18 protein-coding genes and 1 pseudogene are annotated in these 17,198 nt (G+C 66.9%); 6 read left to right on the top strand and 13 right to left on the bottom strand.

Annotated features, from left to right (window positions below; genetic code table 11):
- Positions 1 to 19 precede the first annotated feature (19 nt).
- The gene (locus tag AC5Y5V_RS07080; RefSeq protein ID WP_499932206.1) at positions 20 to 694 is read right to left on the bottom strand and encodes a GAP family protein; all 675 of its coding nucleotides are present in this window, start codon (positions 692 to 694) and stop codon (positions 20 to 22) included.
- A 100-nt stretch (positions 695 to 794) separates the two neighbouring features.
- On the opposite strand from AC5Y5V_RS07080, the gene AC5Y5V_RS07075 reads away from it, so the two are divergent.
- Complete coding sequence (locus AC5Y5V_RS07075; protein ID WP_499932205.1) at positions 795 to 2,204, top strand: amidohydrolase family protein; 1,410 nt, start codon at positions 795 to 797, stop codon at positions 2,202 to 2,204.
- Between the two features lie 8 nt (positions 2,205 to 2,212).
- Here the strand turns inward: AC5Y5V_RS07075 and AC5Y5V_RS07070 are convergent, their stop codons facing one another.
- From AC5Y5V_RS07070 to AC5Y5V_RS07015, 12 genes and pseudogenes are all read right to left on the bottom strand, one after another.
- Complete coding sequence (locus tag AC5Y5V_RS07070) at positions 2,213 to 2,518, bottom strand: hypothetical protein (protein ID WP_499932203.1); 306 nt, start codon at positions 2,516 to 2,518, stop codon at positions 2,213 to 2,215.
- A gap of 53 nt (positions 2,519 to 2,571) precedes the next feature.
- Entirely contained in the window at positions 2,572 to 3,441 is an 870-nt protein-coding gene (locus tag AC5Y5V_RS07065) for a glycoside hydrolase family 16 protein (protein WP_499932201.1), read from the bottom strand.
- Between the two features lie 74 nt (positions 3,442 to 3,515).
- The gene (locus AC5Y5V_RS07060; protein WP_499932199.1) at positions 3,516 to 4,361 is read right to left on the bottom strand and encodes a TauD/TfdA dioxygenase family protein; all 846 of its coding nucleotides are present in this window, start codon (positions 4,359 to 4,361) and stop codon (positions 3,516 to 3,518) included.
- An 18-nt stretch (positions 4,362 to 4,379) separates the two neighbouring features.
- On the bottom strand, positions 4,380 to 4,715 hold the full coding sequence (locus AC5Y5V_RS07055; protein ID WP_499932197.1) for a hypothetical protein: 336 nt from the start codon (positions 4,713 to 4,715) through the stop codon (positions 4,380 to 4,382).
- On the bottom strand, positions 4,708 to 5,949 hold the full coding sequence (locus AC5Y5V_RS07050) for an aromatic ring-hydroxylating oxygenase subunit alpha (protein ID WP_499932195.1): 1,242 nt from the start codon (positions 5,947 to 5,949) through the stop codon (positions 4,708 to 4,710). Before AC5Y5V_RS07050 ends, AC5Y5V_RS07055 begins: the two co-directional genes overlap by 8 nt.
- 20 nt (positions 5,950 to 5,969) lie before the next feature.
- The gene (locus AC5Y5V_RS07045) at positions 5,970 to 6,713 is read right to left on the bottom strand and encodes an SDR family NAD(P)-dependent oxidoreductase (protein ID WP_499932194.1); all 744 of its coding nucleotides are present in this window, start codon (positions 6,711 to 6,713) and stop codon (positions 5,970 to 5,972) included.
- A pseudogene (locus tag AC5Y5V_RS07040) lies at positions 6,710 to 6,988 on the bottom strand (2Fe-2S iron-sulfur cluster-binding protein); the annotation flags it as partial. The pseudogene AC5Y5V_RS07040 and the gene AC5Y5V_RS07045, both read right to left, overlap by 4 nt.
- Before the next feature lie 79 nt (positions 6,989 to 7,067).
- The gene (locus tag AC5Y5V_RS07035; RefSeq protein ID WP_499932192.1) at positions 7,068 to 7,520 is read right to left on the bottom strand and encodes a MarR family winged helix-turn-helix transcriptional regulator; all 453 of its coding nucleotides are present in this window, start codon (positions 7,518 to 7,520) and stop codon (positions 7,068 to 7,070) included.
- A 1-nt stretch (position 7,521) separates the two neighbouring features.
- Complete coding sequence (locus tag AC5Y5V_RS07030; protein WP_499932190.1) at positions 7,522 to 8,769, bottom strand: metal-dependent hydrolase family protein; 1,248 nt, start codon at positions 8,767 to 8,769, stop codon at positions 7,522 to 7,524.
- Positions 8,766 to 9,095 (bottom strand): hypothetical protein, encoded by a 330-nt coding sequence (locus AC5Y5V_RS07025; RefSeq protein WP_499932483.1) that lies wholly within the window; start codon positions 9,093 to 9,095, stop codon positions 8,766 to 8,768. Before AC5Y5V_RS07025 ends, AC5Y5V_RS07030 begins: the two co-directional genes overlap by 4 nt.
- A gap of 5 nt (positions 9,096 to 9,100) precedes the next feature.
- On the bottom strand, positions 9,101 to 10,369 hold the full coding sequence (locus tag AC5Y5V_RS07020; RefSeq protein ID WP_499932188.1) for an aromatic ring-hydroxylating oxygenase subunit alpha: 1,269 nt from the start codon (positions 10,367 to 10,369) through the stop codon (positions 9,101 to 9,103).
- Between the two features lie 189 nt (positions 10,370 to 10,558).
- Positions 10,559 to 11,161 (bottom strand): TetR/AcrR family transcriptional regulator, encoded by a 603-nt coding sequence (locus tag AC5Y5V_RS07015; RefSeq protein ID WP_499932186.1) that lies wholly within the window; start codon positions 11,159 to 11,161, stop codon positions 10,559 to 10,561.
- 102 nt (positions 11,162 to 11,263) lie between these two features.
- On the opposite strand from AC5Y5V_RS07015, the gene AC5Y5V_RS07010 reads away from it, so the two are divergent.
- From AC5Y5V_RS07010 to AC5Y5V_RS06990, 5 genes are read left to right on the top strand one after another with little or no spacing between them, the layout of a single operon-like run.
- Positions 11,264 to 12,436, top strand: coding sequence for a spirocyclase AveC family protein (locus AC5Y5V_RS07010; protein ID WP_499932185.1), 1,173 nt, complete (start codon positions 11,264 to 11,266; stop codon positions 12,434 to 12,436).
- Between the two features lie 43 nt (positions 12,437 to 12,479).
- Positions 12,480 to 13,652, top strand: a complete 1,173-nt coding sequence (locus AC5Y5V_RS07005) for a spirocyclase AveC family protein (RefSeq protein ID WP_499932183.1) — start codon at positions 12,480 to 12,482, stop codon at positions 13,650 to 13,652.
- A complete protein-coding gene (locus AC5Y5V_RS07000; protein ID WP_499932182.1) occupies positions 13,652 to 14,470 on the top strand; it encodes a CbbQ/NirQ/NorQ/GpvN family protein in 819 nt (272 codons plus the stop codon). The genes AC5Y5V_RS07005 and AC5Y5V_RS07000 overlap by 1 nt, the downstream gene beginning before the upstream one ends.
- Positions 14,467 to 16,167, top strand: a complete 1,701-nt coding sequence (locus AC5Y5V_RS06995; protein ID WP_499932180.1) for a nitric oxide reductase activation protein NorD — start codon at positions 14,467 to 14,469, stop codon at positions 16,165 to 16,167. Before AC5Y5V_RS07000 ends, AC5Y5V_RS06995 begins: the two co-directional genes overlap by 4 nt.
- A 3-nt stretch (positions 16,168 to 16,170) precedes the next feature.
- Positions 16,171 to 17,148: an NAD-dependent epimerase/dehydratase family protein gene (locus AC5Y5V_RS06990; protein WP_499932178.1), complete on the top strand. Its 978-nt coding sequence runs from the start codon at positions 16,171 to 16,173 to the stop codon at positions 17,146 to 17,148.
- The last annotated feature ends 50 nt before the right edge of the window (positions 17,149 to 17,198 follow it).

Raw genomic sequence — 17,198 nt, 5'->3', positions numbered from 1 at the left:
GCTCCACCCTAGCCAGCGCCTACTGCAGCGCGTGAATTCCGTTGTGGAGCACCATCGCACCGATGAGGACCAGGACGGCGGCCGTCAGCGCGGCGTCGTTCCGCTCCATCCAGTCCTTCAACCGCGCCAGCGGTTGGTCGAGACGCTCACCGGCCCCCAGGTAAGCCAGGACCGGAATCGCGACCGACGACGCGGCAATGACGACGAACAGCGCGACACACAGCCAGACGTCGGCGATTTCCAGCCGGCCGCTGCCGATGGCCAGTCCAGCCGCCACGCAGATCAGCGACACGTCGGGCCGCACCACCGCCAGCACCACCGCGGTGAGGCCCGCCCGCGTCGGAGTGATGCCGGAAAACGAACGCATCCAGCGTGGCGGTCCGGTCGCGCGCTTGCGGGTCAGCCATCGGACGATGCCCAGCACGATCAGCACCGAGCCCAGGACCACGCGCGTCCAGGACACCCAGTGCGGCGGCGACTTGTGCATGCCGCCCAACGCCCCGGACGCGGCCACCGACAGCGCCGTCAGCGCGATGATGCCCAGCAGCCAGCCACCCAGGAACGCGAGACTGCTCGGTCGCGGGCGCGGCGCCTGCAATACCAGCACCGCGGGGATGATCGTGATCGGAGAGAGCGAGACGACCAGTCCGAGCGGGACGACCGCGGCCGCCACGGAACCCCAGCTTCCTGCCACGAGCAGCAATCATCGCATTTACATGCGCATTTCGGCGACACAGCGTGCCGCGTGGCTTAACGTGATCCGACAGGACGCGCGCTCAAGGGGGAAGCTACGCATGGCACGAACTCATCTCGGTCACATCTTTCATCTCGCCGGCGCTCCGCTGGTCACCGAAGCCGCCGCGGCGCTGGTGTCAATTCCCCAGGGCGCATTGGTGGTTGACGACGACGGGAAGATCGCGTTCTGCGGCGAGCGGGCCGACATTCCCGCCGAGCACCGGGACTCGGAGGTCGTCGATCACCGGCCCGGCTTCCTGCTCCCCGGCTTCGTCGACACCCACGTGCACTTCCCCCAGACGTTCGCCGCCGACTCCTACGGCGGTGGACAGCTGCTGGAATGGCTGATCGGCTGCATCTACCCGTCGGAGGCCCGCTTCGCCGACCCGGCCTTCGCCCAGCGCGCGGCGGTGGAGTTCTGCGACCGACGCGTCGCGGCGGGGACTACGGCGGCCATGGTGTTCGGGTCGGCATTCCCCCACGCCCAGGACGCGCTGTTCACCGAGACGCAACGGCGCGGCCTGCGGATCGTCAGCGGGCACGGCATCCAGACCGTCGGCCCGGACGCGGCCAAGCCGCTGATCACGTCGGAGGAGGACGCCATCCGGCTGACCCGCGAAGAGATCGACAAGTGGCACGCAGCCGACACCGGCGATCCGAAGACCGCGCTGTTGCAGGTCGCGATCATCCCGCGGTTCTCCCTGGCGGTCACCACGGAGACGCTGAAAGGTCTTGGTGAGCTTTACGACTCGGTGCGTGACCGGGGCGTGTACTTCCACAGTCACCTGAACGAGAACAACCGCCCGGGCACCGGCGAAGTGGCCGAAACCAAGCAGGCCTTCCAGGTCGACACCTACCTGGAGACCTACGACGGCAAGTTCCTGCCGGGCTCCAAGGTGGGCGGCGCGAGTCTGCTCGGGCGGCGCACGATCATGGCGCACGCGGTGCACTGCCAGGATTCCGAGCTGGCGCGGATGGCCGAAACCGGCACCTCGATCTCGCACTGCCCGATCTCCCAGCAATTCCTCGGGTCGGGCACCATGCCGTGGCTGCGGACCGTGGCATCCGGGGTGAACATCTCCGCCGGGACCGATGTCGGCGGCGGCGACGAGTGGCTGATACCGCAGGTTCTGGGCACCGCGTTCAAGGTGCACATCTCCGAACCGGGCGACGCCGGCGTCTCCATGCATCCGGCCGAGATGCTGTTCATCGGCACACTCGGCGGCGCACGCGCCCTGGACATGGAGGACCGGATCGGCAACTTCGACGTCGGCAAGGAGGCCGACTTCGTCGTCGTCGACCCGTCCGGCACCCCGGCACTCAACGCCACGGTGAATCAGGGCGTGCGGTCCGAAGACCCCGACATGGCGCGCACCCAGACGCTGTTCGCGCTGCTGATGGGGATCCGCAACACCTCAATCGCCGGAACCTACGTGCAGGGGCGCCTGCTGCAGGACACCCCGGCCTGACCCAGGCTCTAGCGGTGCCGGCGCAGCGTCCACGCGGGCACCCAGTGCGTCACGGTCTTGCGCTTGGATCCATAGGCGATCGGGTAGGTCACCAGGCCCCACCAGTCGCCCTGCTCGCAGATGCCCCAGCAGCTCAGCCGGCCCTCGACGACCTTGTGCAGCTGCAGCCCGTTGGGCTGGTACCGACCCGAGCGGTGCGGCTCGCGCGGGAAGAGCACCGTCAGGTCAACCAGCACCGTGACCGGCGGGCGCACCACCCGAAACGGGTTGCGGACCGGCTGCCCGTTGTACCCGATCGAACCGAGCGGCGCCATCCATCGATCATACGTTCGAATCGACGGTCGGTGTCAGCTTGCTCGGCAAGAGACTAAAAGACGCGCACCCAGTCGATGAGCATGTCCATCGGGTAATTGCCGCGACCGGGATCGCCGCCGCCCGAGCCGCCGACCGCGAGGTTCAGCACCGGGAACACCGTGTAACCCGGGTCGTTGAACGGCCATAGGCGAACAGGGTCGTTGAGGTCCTCGATGCCGGTCGCCGGGAGGCTGAAGTACGGTTGCGCGCCGTCGACGTAGTCGACCCAGAAGTACATGCCGCTCGGGTTCCACGTCACGCGCCAGTTGTGCCACCCGCCGTCGATCCCGATCGGGTGGGTCTCGAACGCGGTGCCGTCCGGGTTGGCGTGCACGGTGGTTCCCGACGGCCACTCCCCGTTGCCGTACCACTCCATCAGGTCGATTTCGCCGCTGCGACCCGGATCGTCATTCGACAGCCACCAGGCGGGCCACATGCCTGGGCCCAGGCAGTTGAGCTTGATGCGGGCTTCCCAGGTGGTCCCGATGCCGCCGCGCCACGTGCCGGAGACCAGGCCGCCGAAGTATCCGGCGCCGTCCCGGGTGGCGCGCAGCACGAGGTTGGAATTGCCGTCCAGGAAGACGTTGGCGCGGCTGTCCCGGTACTGGCCGAAGAACTCCGGTCGGTCCCAGTTGACCGGGTTGCGGATCGGCGTGCGGAAATTGGACACGATCCACTTCGACCGGTCGGGAGACGAGCCCGCCGGACCGTCGAACTCGTCGTGCCACAGGAACGACCCGCCCGCCGCGGACGGCGCCGCCGGTGGCGGTGCCGGTGCATCCGGTTGGGGGGGTCGCAAGGGAGCAGCCCCAGCGCTCGGGACGGGCATCATGGCCGCGAGAGCCCCAAAACCCGTCGCCAACATCATGCGTCGACGATCCATCTCTGGCACAAGCGGGGACGATATCAGCACACCCTGTGCGGCGTGCAGGAAGGCGATGTGACGGCCCGCCGGACCTACTGGATCGGTTCGTCGCCCAGCACCGTGGTGCGCAACATCTCGCGACGCGAGTCCGGGTCGTAGGGAGCCGCCCGGTGCAGGACCCCGCGGTTGTCCCAGATGACGGTGTCGCCGACCGCCCAGGTGTGGCTGTAGACCTTGTCGCGCACGGTGGCGCGCTCGAGCAGTTCGGTCAGCAGGGCGCGGCCCTCGTCGAGGTCCATGCCCACCACATAATCGGCCGACGCACCCAACACCAGCGACTTGCGGCCACTGCGGTGCGTCCACACCAACGGGTGCTCATGCGTGCGTCGGGAACGCCAGCGCGCCAGCTGCTCCGGAGTCGGATCGGGAGTGACACGTCGCTGCGAGGCCTCCAGCGAGTGCACAACGCGCAGCGAGCCGAACCGTTCCTTTTCCGCCGGGGTCAATTCGTCGTAGGCCGCATAGGAATTGGCGAATTCGGTTTCCCCGCCCCACTCGGCGATGTGCACCGCGGACAGCACGGTGGCCTTCTGCGGACATTCGTCGCCCAACGGGGTGCAGCCGTCGATGTGCCAGTCGAACGTCGCCTTCAGGTACGCGGCCGACGAGTTCTTCGCCGGGTCCAGGGTGATCGGGTAGATCCCCGCGACCGGGTGATGCCCGTCGGAGGAGTGGTCGATCTCGCCGAGACGACGGCAGAAGGCCACCTGCGCCTCGGGATCGAGCCGCAGACCGCGAAAGACCAACACTCCGTTGGCTTCCAGCGCATCCAGGATGGCCGCACCGACCGGATCGTCGGCGGCGGCGTGCGCCAGGTCGAGGCCGGCGATTTCCGCGCCGACCGACTCGGTGAGCTTGGTGATGGTAAGCAGACTCATGGCCCGACCTTTCTCGACTCAGGGAACCGGCTCGCCGGTGCGGATCATCACCGCGTCGGCGGCATTGGTGGGTGCGGGTTGGTGCATGATCTCCACCGCCATGGCGACCATGATCAGCGAATAGACCATGTGCAGCAGGTTCAGCGCGTCATCGGGCAGGCTGTCGAGCGCGAACTTGTCGCAGTACTCGATGGCTTCCTCGAGCCGCGGGAAGAACGCGTCGTAGAACCGCTGCATCTCGGGCATGGTGCTGGCCATCCGGGCGTTCCACCGCTGCGTCTCGGTGGCCAAACACCAGGTCGGCGCGTAGGGCTCCAGCTCGGCAAATGCGCTGGGCAGCAAGGCTTCAGGCATGGTATTCACGCACCCAATCGACGACGACCTTGTGCAGGTGGCGCACCAGGATCTCCTGGTCGTTGAGCGGGAATTCGTCGACGATGCCGTACTCCAGCGCCGCCTGCGTGCCGCCGAGCATTCCCGCGTCCTGCAGCGCGAACTCCTTGAGCACCACCGCCGCCACCTCGTGTTCCACGCGCTCCCGCACGCTGCGGGCGGGGTGGAAGTAGGTGTAGGCCTCGAAACGGTGCGTGTTGTGCGACGTCGGCCAGTAGCGGTACAGCAGGTACCAACCGCCATAGATCAGGATCTCGACGTTGGGGAATATCTGGAAGTTGCTGATCCCCCACGGTTCGATGCCGCCCGGGTTCAGCCCGGCCGGAAGCTCGCCGATGTCGGGGGTGCGCCAGGGACCGACGAGCCCGCTTTGGGTGGCCCGCTCGATCGGGTACATGTACTCCTGCGGCAGCAGCCAGCGGCGCCGTCCCGCCGTCGACACCAGCCGGTGCGGGCCGTCGAGTTGGAAATGCCCGCAGGTGAATCCGGCGTTGGGGTCGCGCACCTCCGGCGGCACCTGCTGCGGATGCAGGGACGGCACGTGGTAGTACTCCTGGAACGCGTCGGCGAAGATCTTCCAGTTGCTGTTGTTGTGCGCCACCCATTCGTAGCGTTCGGTCAGTTTGCCGAAGGGATAGTCGTCCAGGGCGGTGACCATCGGGCCCAGGAACTCGCGCAGGGTTTGTCGCGGCTCGGTGTCGAGGTTGACGAAGATGAAGCCGTTCCACACGTCGCAGTGCACGGGCCTCAGGCCGTATTCGGCCGGATCGAGGTCGAAGAATTCCGACTGCTGCTGCACGAAGTTCAGCGCGCCGTCCAGTCCGTACCGCCAGCCGTGGTATTTGCAGGTGAACTGCCGGCAGGTGCCGCGGGTTTCTTCTCCCGGAAAGTCGTTCCACACCAACTTGTTTCCGCGGTGCCGGCACACGTTGTAGAACGCGCGGATTTGGTCGTCGCGGCCGCGGACCAGGATCACCGAGACGCGTGCGACCTCGATCTCCTTGGTCACGTAGCTGCCGGTGCGCGGCAGTTCCTCGACCCTGGCGACGTTGAGCCACGCGCGCTTGAACACGGCCTCGCGTTCGAGTTCGTAGAACTCCGGAGAGGTGGAGTCCGCGAAGGAGACAGGGCCGGTGCCCAGCTCGGGATAGTGCTCGGTCCAGGACCCTTCGGCGGGTCTGCCCGGTCGCGTCATAGTGCCCTCCTGACCGTTACTCACATCACCGCTCCGCCGTTGACGCCCAGCACCTGGCCGGTGATAAAGCCGGCCTCCGGCGAGCACAGGAATCCGACCGCGGCGGCGATGTCGTCGCCGGTGCCCAGGTGCCCGACGGGGATGAGGCTGGCGATCTGCTCGCTGGACGCCAGCTGCCCGGCGGCCTGCGACTGCCGCTGCATCGGGGTCTCGATGCCCGACGGCGGGATGGTGTTGACGGTGATGCCGTGCGCGGCGTATTCGCGGGCCAGCGACTTGGTGAGCACGATGACTCCGCCCTTGGAGGCGGCGTAGTGGGCGGCGAACGGTGTGCCGCGCTGCGCGCTGGACGACGAGATCAGCACGATGCGGCCCCAATTGGCCTCGACCATGTCCGGCAGTGCGACCTGGCAGCAATGGAAGGTGCCGGTCAGGTTGACGTCGATGATTCGGGCCCAGGACTCGACGGTGATGTCCGCGAACGCCGCGCGGTCGAACATCCCGGCGCTGGTCACCAGGACCGAGACCGGCCCCAGTTCGGTGCGCACCTTCGCGAACGCCTCCTCGACGGCGGGCCGGTCCGTGACGTCGGCACCGACCGCGACGGCCGTGCTCCCGTTCGCCCGCAGCTCGTCGGTAACCCGTTGCGCCGCTTGCTCGTTGACGTCGAGCACGGCGACCCTGTGGCCGCGCCGGGCCAATTCGTGGCAGGTCGCCTCGCCGATCCCCGAGGCGCCGCCGGTCACCACCGCTACCTTGCTCACTCGTAAACCACCTTTACCGTCCGGCTGGTGGGCAGGGCCTGACACGTCAGCACCCAGCCCTCGGCCACCTCGTCGTCCTCGAGCGCGTCGTTGTTCAGCATTCGCGCGCAGCCCTCGGTCAGCCGCGCCATACACGTTCCGCAGGAACCGACTTCGCACGACGACGGCGCCGCCAGGCCGGCCATCCGCGCCGTCTGCAGCAGGGTGTCACCCGACGCGTAGGGCACCGTCCTGCTGCGACCGTCGAGCTCGATCGTCACCTCTTCGGTGGTCGCCACCCCTGGGCGAGCAGACGCAAAAGCACCCCAAAACGCCTCGTTTTGGGAGCTTTCGCGTCTGCTCGGCGTGGTCATGTCAGTTGTCGATGTGGTCGTCGAACAGCTCATGGCCCGTACCCTTTTCGACCACGCGGCCCAGCAGTTCGCGCAGCGTCTTCTGCTCCTCGTCGGTCAACACGCCGAACACCTCCTGGTGCGCGGCGATCGCGTCGCTGACAACCGTGTTCGCCACCTTGCGGCCCTCGCCGCTGAGGTAGGCCCGCAAGATGCGGCCGTGCTGGGGATCCTTCTTTCGTTCCACCAGGCCGCGGCGTTCCAGCGACGTCAGCGCGAGCTGAACCCCTTGCGGGCTGATCAGCAGGCGCCGCGCGAGTTCGGCGCCGGACAGCCCCGGTTCGTTGCTGAGCTGACGCAGCACGCCGATCTGGGCCGTGCTCACGCCGTGCGCGCTCATAGCTTCGTTGATGGTGGTCAGCGAATAGTAGAAGGCCTGTTTGAGCAGCCACAGGATGTTGTCGGTCAGCTCCATGTCATGCCTTCTGGTAGATCTGGCCGCTCTTCATGACGAAGCGGACGTCGAGGGTGGTGCCGATGTCCCGCGAGGGGTCGCCGGGCACGGCGATGATGTCGGCGAGGTAGCCGGATTCGAGGCGGCCCAGCTCGTGGTCGGCCTCGACCAACTCGGCCGCCGTCACCGTCGCGGCCCGGATCGCCTGCATCGGCGTCATGCCGCGGTCCACCAGGGCGATCAGCTCCTTGGCATTCTGGCCGTGCGGGATCGCCGGCGCGTCGGTCCCACACGCGATGCGCACACCGGCCGCGATCGCCTTGGGCAGCATGGACTTTGCGCGCGGGAAGACGTCTTCGGCCTTCTTGCGCAGTTCCGGCGCGATCCGGTCGATCGCCATCGCCTCGGTCAGATACGTCGTCGAGACCAGGAAGGTACCGTGGTCGACCATCATCTGAATCGTCTCGTCACTGGCCAGAAACCCGTGCTCGATGCAGTCGATTCCGGCGCGGATGCAGGCCTGTATCGCCGTATCGCCGACGGCGTGCGCGGCCACCCGCACCCCGGCGCGGTGCGCCTCGTCGGCGATCGCCGCGAACTCCGCGTCGGAGTACTGCTGCGAGCCCGGAGCCGTGCTGTGCGACATGACGCCGCCGGAGGCTGACACCTTGATCAGCTTGGCGCCGTGGCGAATCTGGTAACGGACGCAGGCGATCACGTCGGGCACGCCGTTGGCGATCCCCTCGGCCACCGACAGCGGCATGATGCCGGGCGCCAGCCGCTGGAACACCGTCGGGTCCAGGTGCCCGCCGTACGGGGTGACGGCATGGCCCGCCGGATAGATGCGCGGGCCCGCGTGCCAGCCTTGGTCGATCGCGCGCTGCAGGGCGACATCGAGCAGGTAGCCGCCGGTCTTGACCATCAGCCCGAGGTTGCGCACGGTCGTGAAGCCGGCGTCCAGCGTGGTGCGCGCATTGACCGCCGCGCGCAGGCTGCGATACACGGGGTCGTCCTGAACGCCGTGCATCGGTGCGGGCAGCCCCTGCGGACCGCCGGGGCCGCCGATGAACAGGTTGAGCTCCATGTCCATCAGGCCCGGCAGCAGCGTGACGTCGCCGAGGTCGATCACATTCGCCGAATCTACAAGCAGCCCTTCGGGATTGACGGCGGTGATCCGGTCGCCGTCGACGACCACCACCGCGGGCGAGCGGACCTGGCCGGCGTCGACGTCGGCCCAGCGGGCCGCGCGCAGGACGGTGGTCGCGGTCACGGGAACGGCTCGGACACGCAGTCCAGCGTGGAGGCCCCCGAGTCCGGAACCCCCGGCTGCTTCCAGCACTCCATCGGAAACGACACCATGATCATCGAATACAGCAGGTGCATGAGGTTCAGGACGTCGTCGGGCAGGTCCTGTAGCGAGAACTTGTCGCAGTACGCCAGCGCCTCCTCGGCGCGCGGGGTGATCGCGTCGTAGAACGCCTTCATCTCGGTCATCGAGCTCGCCAGCCGCTTGGCGTAGCGCTCCGGTTCCGACGGCAAGCACCAGTCCGCGAACGGTTCCAGGTCGGCGAATTCCGTTGGCAGCTTTGGCAACACGGCGCTCACACGCCCGCAGCCGACGCGCGGCGGTAATCGTCGATCCAGGCCGCGGTCTCCTTGTGCAGGTGCCGAATCAGGATCTCCTGGTCGCAGAGCAGGAACCCGTCGAGCACCTGGGACTCGATCATGGTCTGCGTCGCCTCGAGGGTATTGGCGTCCTGCAGGCCGTACTCCTTGAACGAGACGGCGGCGAGTTCCTGGGCGACGCGTTCGCGCGGGGTCCGCGGTTGCGGAAAGTACAGCGTGCCCTCGAACAGGTGGGTGTTGTACGAGGTCGGCCAGTAGTGGTAGGTCAGATACCAGCCCTGACCCCAGAACAGCATGACGAAGTTGGGAAAGAGCTGGAACGAATCCAGGCCCCACGGGTCGCATTTCGCGGGATTCAGCCCGGCCGGCAGCTCCCCCAGGTCCGGCTTGTCCCACGGCCCGAACAGCCCGCTCTGGCAGATGTCCTCGATGGGCTTGCGCATCTCCGCCGCCATCTCCCAGGCCCGCACACCCGACGTGCTGACCAGTCGGTGCGGCCCGTCCAGGCGGTAGTGCGGGGCCTCGAAACCGGCCTGCGCGGCGGCCTTCGAATACGCCGTCGGCGACTGGTTCGCGTGCAACACCGGTGCGTGATAGAACTCCTGGAAGGCGTCCATGTAGAGCTTCCAGTTCGCCTTCACCTCCGAGCGGTAGTGCCAGCGCGAGGTCATCTTGTCGAACGGATAGCCCTCGAGCGCCGTGATCATCGGGCCGAGGAACTCACGCAGCGGCTGTTCCGGGGTCTTCGCGAAGTTGACGAAGATGAAGCCCTCCCAGACGTCGCAGTGCACCGGCACCAGCCCGTACCGGCTCTTGTCGAGGTCGAAGAACTCCTGCTCCTGCTGCACGAACGTCAGGTTGCCGTCCAGGTCGTAGCGCCACGCGTGGTACTTGCAGGTGAACTGACGACAGACACCGCTGGTCTCCTCCAGCGGCATGTCATTCCACACCAGCTTGTTGCCGCGATGCCGACAGACGTTGTGGTAGGCCTTGATCTCCCCGGATCCCGTGCGCACCAGGATGATCGACGTGTTGGCGACCTTGAGCTCCCTGGTGAAGTAGCTGCCCTTGCGCGGAAGCTGTTCGGCCCGGCCCACATTGAGCCAGGCCCGCTTGAAGATCGCCGCGCGCTCCAGGTTGTAGATCTCCGGGCTGATGGAATCCTCGTAGGAGACCGGCCCGGTGCCGAGTTCCGGGTAGTGCTGCGTCCAGCTACCCTCAGCCGGCTTCGGGAATCGAGGCATGGTCGCTCCTGTCCGTGCGTCGACGACGACGGTATCCGCTCGACGCGTGAATCGCAAGTAGTTGAGATTGGTCGACGGCGGCGCCGAGTCTGCGCTCACGGTGCCCGTTCGTCGAAATTCACGCCCTCACCGCAGGGCCGACGCCACCAGCGCAGACTCGAGGACCAGCGCGTCGACTCCGGCGTCGGCTCAAGGCAGCTTGATCGCCGAGACGTACAACTCGAGGGCCGGGCCGTAGAGGTCCACGTCGTCGAGTTCGCTGCTGAGCACGACGGCGTCGGTCGTCGCGATCAGCAGTCGAGCGAGCGTCAGCGGAGGCATCAGCAACGCACCGCCGAGTCGGTCCACACCCGCGACGATGTACTTCGCGAGTGCCTCGGCCACGCGAAGCCGCTTCTCCGCCACGCGCTCGCGCGCCCCGGGGTTCCGCAGCAGGTACAGCGTGAACTCCTGACCCAGAGCGGCGTGGCGCGCCCCGCGGTCGCGACTCAGTTGACGCCATCGCTGCGCGATGTCGTCGCGCTCCTGCGCCCCCACTTGTGTCGACGCCGACATCACCTCGGTGAAGTTGTCGAAATAGCGCCGCCAGTATCGGTCGCTCACGGCCAGGAAAAGATCCTCCTTTGCCGAGAAATGCTTGTAGACGGCGCCTTTCGTATAACCCGCCGCATGGGCGATGTCATCGACGGAGGCCGCCATGAAGCCCTTGTCGGCGAAAACCTCCTCGGCGGCGTCAAGCAGCAGCGACCGCGTGTGCTCAAGCCGCCGCTCGCGGGTCCACCGCTCAGCCACCCCGGCATTGTCGCACAGTATCTAGGATACTCTTGAGTTTTTGAGATACTAGTCAGTATATTCATGCCGTTCGGTCGCGAATCTCGAGAAGCGGACGTGTCCATGAGCATGCTGTCGAATAAGAAGGCCGCAGGGCCCGCCAAGACGCCGCTCGGCGCGGTGGCCGGGCTGGATGCCACGGCCCAGCCCGCAGTCAAACCGGTCGCGATATGGGCCACCGTCGGCGGCGCCCTCCTGCTCCTGCAGGTGTATGTATGGATCCGCTGGATCACAGGCCCCTACTTCGAGCGGGTGCCCACCGGGCCGAGCCAGCCACCGATGTTCATGAAAATACCGCTCATGGCGAATGCGGTGATTCTCTGGGCGGCCCTGCCATTCGCCCTCTGGTGGTGCATCATTCGGCCCTGGCGCCGCGAGCGGCGAATCAGCCTCGACGGCATGCTGTTGGGGGCAATGGGATTGATGTTTTTCCAAGATCCGCTGCTGAACTACTTCAACACGTGGTGCACGTACAACACCTGGCTGTTCAACCGAGGCTCGTGGTCCTCACACATCCCGGGATGGGTGTCACCGGAGGAGCCGGGCCGGCAGGTGGCCGAGCCGCTGCTGACCAACGCGCCCGGCTACGCGTACGGCGTCCTGCTGATCACGATCGTCGGGTGTTGGGTCATGCGCAGAATCAAGGCCCGATGGCCGACGATCAGCAATGTTCGGCTGATCGCCGTGACCTACGCGTTCACCTTCCTCCTGGACCTGATCATGGAAGGCTGCATCCTGCTGCCCATCGGGTTCTACACGTATCCCGGTGCGATACGGGCGGTTTCGCTTAACGCCGGGCACTACTACCAATGGCCGGTCTACGAGGGTTTGATGTGGGGCGGCGTTCAGGCGGCGTTGTGCTGTCTGCGCTACTTCACCGACGATCGCGGCCAGACCCTCGTCGAGCGCGGGGTCGACAGCATTGGCGGCGGGGCCGTGACGCAGCAGTTGGCCCGTTTCCTGGCGATCTTTGCGGGCGTCAGCGCGTGCTTCTTCTTCTTCTACAACGTGCCCGCGCAGTGGTTCGGCATGCACGCCGACCCCTGGCCCGAAGACGTGCAGCGGCGCTCCTATTTCAACGGAGGCATCTGCGGTGACGGAACGGAACAACCCTGTCCCAGTCCGGTTTTGCCGCTGCCCACCAAGCGCTCCGGCTATATCGACATCCACGGCCAACTGGTCCTTCCGCCCGGCGCGCACCTTCCCGTGACCGTGCCGTTCGACCGACAGAAGTAGCCGCCGGGCCGGTCAGCATCAACTTCGAGAAAGGGACGGTCTGATGAGCGTGCTGTCGAACAAGAACAATCCGTCGCAAAAGACCGAATCGCTCAGCGCGGCAACATCGCTCGGCGATCAGCCGCGGTCCACCGGCAGGCCGGTCCGCATCTGGGCCATTCTGGGTGGCGCGATCCTGGTGTTCCAGTTGTACGTCTGGATCCGCTGGGTCACCGGCCCGTACTTCGTGCGCGTCCCCAAAGGGCCAAGCGACCCACCGACGTTGATGAAAGTGGTGCTCATCACCTGGACGGCGGTCATCATCGCCGGGCTGCCGATCGGCATCTACTACTTCATCCTCCGGCCCTGGCGGCGGGAACGCCGGATAACGACGGACGGCATGCTGTTGGTGGCCTGCGGGCTGCTGTTCTTCCAGGACCCGTTCCTGAACTACTTCAACACGTGGAGCACGTACAACACCTGGATGTGGAACCGGGGTTCGTGGGTCGCGCACCTGCCCGGCTGGACGTCCTACGCAGAACCGGGCCGCATGATGGCCGAACCGTTCCTGATGAACGCGCCGGGCTACTCCTACGGAGTGCTCCTGTGCACGATCCTGGGCTGCTGGGTGATGCGTCGGGCCAAGGCAAAGTGGCCCAACATCAGCAACATTGGCTTGATCGGCGTTCTGATCGCCTGGACGTTCGTCTTCGATCTGGTCATGGAAGGCATGTTCTTGATGCCGATGGGGCTGTTCACCTACCCCGGCGCGATCAGATCCCTGTCGATCAACGCCGGCACCTATTACCAATGGCCGATCTATGAAGGCATCATGTGGGGCGGTGTGCAGGCCGGCCTGTGCGCGCTGCGCTACTTCACCGACGACCGGGGCCGGACATTCGTCGAACGCGGACTCGAACAGGTTCGGGGTGGCTTTGCGCGGCAACAACTTACCCGCTTCCTGGCGATATTCGCGGCATGCAGCATGTTCTTTTTCGTCTGCTACAACCTTCCCGCGCAGTGGCTCGCCTTCCACCAGGACCCCTGGCCGCAGGACCTGCTCAAGCGCTCCTACTTCCTGATGGGGATCTGCGGAGACGGTACCGACCGGCCGTGCCCCGATCCCGCAATCCCGGTGCCCGGCAGGCACTCCGGCTACATCAATCAAGACGGCAAGCTTGTCCTGCCGGCGGGCAAGGAGATGCCGAAGACAGTTCCCGTCGAGCGAGGGAAGTGATGTTGAACAACCGGACCCCCGCTGTGCTCTCCGCACGGCAGGCACCGTTCTACAAGCCGATCGGCGACGAGGCGGAAGTCTTCCGTGCGGCGGCCCGTCGCGGCCTGCCGGTTCTCCTCAAAGGTCCCACGGGATGCGGCAAGACACGCTTCGTCGAGGCGATGGCGCACGAACTCGGTCGCGAGCTGATCACCGTCGCGGGCCACGAGGACATGACGTCGGCCGACCTGGTGGGACGCTTCCTGCTCAAGGGCGGTGAGACCGTCTGGGTCGACGGGCCGCTGACGCGGGCCGTGCGCGACGGCGCCATCTGTTATCTGGACGAGGTCGTGGAGGCGCGGCAGGACACCACGGTGGTCATCCATCCGCTCGCCGACCACCGCCGCGAGCTACCGGTCGACCGGCTCGCAACGACCCTGCCGGCCGCGCCGGGGTTCCAGTTGGTGATCTCCTACAACCCCGGCTATCAGAGCGTCCTGAAGAACATCAAGGAGTCCACCCGACAGCGCTTCGTCGCGATCGCGCTCGACTTCCCGCCCGTCGATATCGAGACGGAAATCGTTGCCCACGAAGCCGGCATCGATTCCGGCACGGCGCGCGCGCTGGTCCGGCTCGGCCACGCGATCCGCAACCTGGACGGCTCACCGCTGCGGGAGGTGTCCTCCACCCGGATGTTGATCCTGGCCGGCGGTCTGGTGGCCGAAGGCTTGGGCCTGCGCAGTGCGGTCCAGGCGGCGATCGTCCAGGCCCTCACCGACGACCAGGATGTGATCCGCGCGCTCGGCGAACTCGTCGACGCCGTCCTACCGCTGCCGTGACATACAGCAATTCGCCTGCCCCCGAACGCTTTCGGCTCGTCGCCACCCTGGTCGCCGGTAGAGCGGTCGAGGTCGTTGAGGCACCGGGCGGGGACGCCGCGCACACGAACGGCCAGGCCATATTCGTTTCGGCCGGCGGTTCGCCGGCCACGCAGCGCCGTGAAATGCTCGTCCAGGCAGCTCTGCTCGGGGCGGGCAGCCTGGATCAGCGCCTGGTGAAGCCGTTGCGGGCCCGGCCGACGGTGGCGCGCCGCTACCTGGCCCTGGAAGGGCACCGGGTGCTCGCCGAGCTTGCCGCGCGGCTACCGCTCGCGACCACACTGCGGCCCGACGGGCAGCCGGGCACCGCGACCGCCGACGAGTCGCTCGAAGCGGCGCGAAGCCGCGCCCCTATCGCCGACCCGCCAGAGTGGTTCGGCGTCATCCGGCCCGCCCGCCTGCTGGCGGCCACCGCGGGACCGGGCGCACAGCCCACCGATAAGGAACTGCGGCTGCGATTCGAGCCCGTCGACCTACCCGAGGCCGACGATGACGACGATGACGACGATGGGCGGCCCCGGGAAAGCAAGATACTGAAGCTGTTTGAGACTCCTCTCTTTGGGTCGAAGGCTGTTGCGGACTACCTCCGCAAGCTGCTTGGCAGCTCGCGGACGCCCGGAGACGCCGCCGCAGGCGTTGAGGCGCCGGTGCGCGCAGTGCGGCGGGCGGACAGCGTGGGACCGCACGCGCGGCCGCTACCCACCCGGATCCGTTTCACCGATGACGGCAGACCCGGTGCCGCTGTCGGCGTGGGCGGCGCCCGCTATCCGGAGTGGGACGTTCACCACAACCGGTATCGGCCCGACTGGTGCCGAGTCCTCGACTTTCCGCTGACGGTCAGCGCCGAGATCGCGGCCGCCGGGGTCCCGCGCGACGACGTGCTCCGGCGACGCCTGTCCCGGGTGGGTCTCGGCCCCAAGGTTTTACGGGCCCGGCCCGACGGTGACGAACTGGACATCGAAGCGCTCATCAATCTGTTCGTAGATCTGCGCTCCGGCCATTCACCGCCCGAGCACGTGTACCTGGAAAGGCGCAAGCTGGAGCGAAATCTCGGCGTCCTCATCCTGCTCGATGCCTCCGGATCCGCCACCGACGCCGACCGGGGCGGCCACTCCGTCCACGACCACCAACGCCGCGCGGCCGCCACCCTGGCCGTCACGCTGGAGGAATTGGGCGACCGCGTCGCCGTCTATGCCTTCCGGTCGCACGGTCGGCACGCCGTGCACCTGCCGGCGATCAAGAGCTTCGGGCAACGTTTCGGCGTCGTCGGGCGGGCCCGGCTCAACCAGCTGCAGCCATCCGGCTACACGCGGCTGGGCGCAGGCATCCGCGGCGCCGGCGAAATCCTGAAAACCCAAGCCGGCACACCGAATCGGCTGCTGGTCGTCCTTTCGGACGGCTTTCCCTACGATGACGGCTACGAAGGACGCTACGCGGAGGCCGACGCCAACAAAGCCCTCGAAGAACTCCGCGCGGACGGCGTGGCCTGCCTCTGCCTTTCCCTGGGCGCCGCCACCGGCACCGATGCGCTCGAGCGCGTCTTCGGGTCCGTCGGGCATGCCAGCGCCCCGACGCTGGCCGATTTGAGTCCGCAAATGGACGAGTTGTTTCTGTCCGCCCTACGAGAACTCGGCGCGCCGAGACCACAGCGAGGATGACCGATGAAGGTGCTGTTGACAGGTGCGTTGGGCAACATCGGCCTTGCCACGATGGAGGCGTTGCTCGTCGAAGGACACGAGGTGGTCGCCTTCGACCTCGATTCCCGCAGGGCGCGCAAACTCGCATCCGGCTTCAACGGCCGTGTGCGGTTCGTCTGGGGTGACATCACCCGTCCGGAGTCGCTGAGAACCGCGCTGGACGGCGTGGACGCGGTGATCCATCTCGCCGCCATCATTCCTCCGCAGACAGACCGCGTACCCGATCTCGCCCGGAAGGTGAACCTCGAAGCGACGCGCACCCTGATCGCACAGATGGAGGCCTCGCCCACGGCCAAGCGGCTGGTCTTCGCGTCGTCGCAGGGCGTGTTCGGCGACGTCCAGGATCGCGAGCCGCCCTTACGCGTCGACACGCCGGTCTCTCCGACCGACGAGTACGGGCGCCACAAGGTCGCATGCGAGCAGGCGATCCGGCAGTCGCGCCTGCGGTGGAGCATCCTGCGACTGTCCGCCGTGACACCGATCCACCTACAGGCGCAGGACCCCAGCATCATGTTCGAGTTCAGCCCCGACGCACGATTCGAATTCCTCCATCCCGCCGACGCCGGAACGGCGTTCGCCCGCGCCGTGGCCTGCGGGGAGTCGCTCGGCAAGACGCTCTACATCGCCGGCGGACCGAACTGCCGGACGACCTATGCCGACTTCATCAACGCCCTGATGAGTGCGATCGGGATCGGCCCCATTCCCGTCGACGCCTTCGTACGAGTCAGGCCGCCAAGGTTTTTCGGCGACTGGGTGGATACCGAGGAGAGCCAGCGCCTGCTTCGGTATCAGCAGCGAGGCCTCGGCGATCAACTCGAGGACATGAGAAGGGACTTCGGCATGCTGGTGCCGCTCATCCGTGTCGTGCGGCCGCTCGCGACCTGGTTCGTGGTCCGCAGCTCCGCCTACCTCAAGCAGAACCGGAGCCTGCCCGTCGGATAGACGCCCGTCGGCTTCCAGCTGCCGCGAACGTGCGCAGACGTACGGTGACC

It is taken from the genome of Mycobacterium sp. NGS68, assembly GCF_059812195.1.
This window is presented reverse-complemented; position numbering and strand designations above follow the sequence as displayed.

Bases quoted from the DNA above. Each gene is read 5' to 3' on its own strand.
- AC5Y5V_RS07075 (WP_499932205.1), top strand. From the start codon at position 795: ATGGCACGAACTCATCTCGGTCACATCTTTCATCTCGCCGGCGCTCCG.
- AC5Y5V_RS07070 (WP_499932203.1), bottom strand. From the start codon at position 2,518: ATGGCGCCGCTCGGTTCGATCGGGTACAACGGGCAGCCGGTCCGCAAC.
- AC5Y5V_RS07065 (WP_499932201.1), bottom strand. From the start codon at position 3,441: ATGGATCGTCGACGCATGATGTTGGCGACGGGTTTTGGGGCTCTCGCG.
- AC5Y5V_RS07060 (WP_499932199.1), bottom strand. From the start codon at position 4,361: ATGAGTCTGCTTACCATCACCAAGCTCACCGAGTCGGTCGGCGCGGAA.
- AC5Y5V_RS07055 (WP_499932197.1), bottom strand. From the start codon at position 4,715: ATGCCTGAAGCCTTGCTGCCCAGCGCATTTGCCGAGCTGGAGCCCTAC.
- AC5Y5V_RS07050 (WP_499932195.1), bottom strand. From the start codon at position 5,949: ATGACGCGACCGGGCAGACCCGCCGAAGGGTCCTGGACCGAGCACTAT.
- AC5Y5V_RS07035 (WP_499932192.1), bottom strand. From the start codon at position 7,520: ATGGAGCTGACCGACAACATCCTGTGGCTGCTCAAACAGGCCTTCTAC.
- AC5Y5V_RS07020 (WP_499932188.1), bottom strand. From the start codon at position 10,369: ATGCCTCGATTCCCGAAGCCGGCTGAGGGTAGCTGGACGCAGCACTAC.
- AC5Y5V_RS07010 (WP_499932185.1), top strand. From the start codon at position 11,264: ATGAGCATGCTGTCGAATAAGAAGGCCGCAGGGCCCGCCAAGACGCCG.
- AC5Y5V_RS07005 (WP_499932183.1), top strand. From the start codon at position 12,480: ATGAGCGTGCTGTCGAACAAGAACAATCCGTCGCAAAAGACCGAATCG.
- AC5Y5V_RS07000 (WP_499932182.1), top strand. From the start codon at position 13,652: ATGTTGAACAACCGGACCCCCGCTGTGCTCTCCGCACGGCAGGCACCG.
- AC5Y5V_RS06990 (WP_499932178.1), top strand. From the start codon at position 16,171: ATGAAGGTGCTGTTGACAGGTGCGTTGGGCAACATCGGCCTTGCCACG.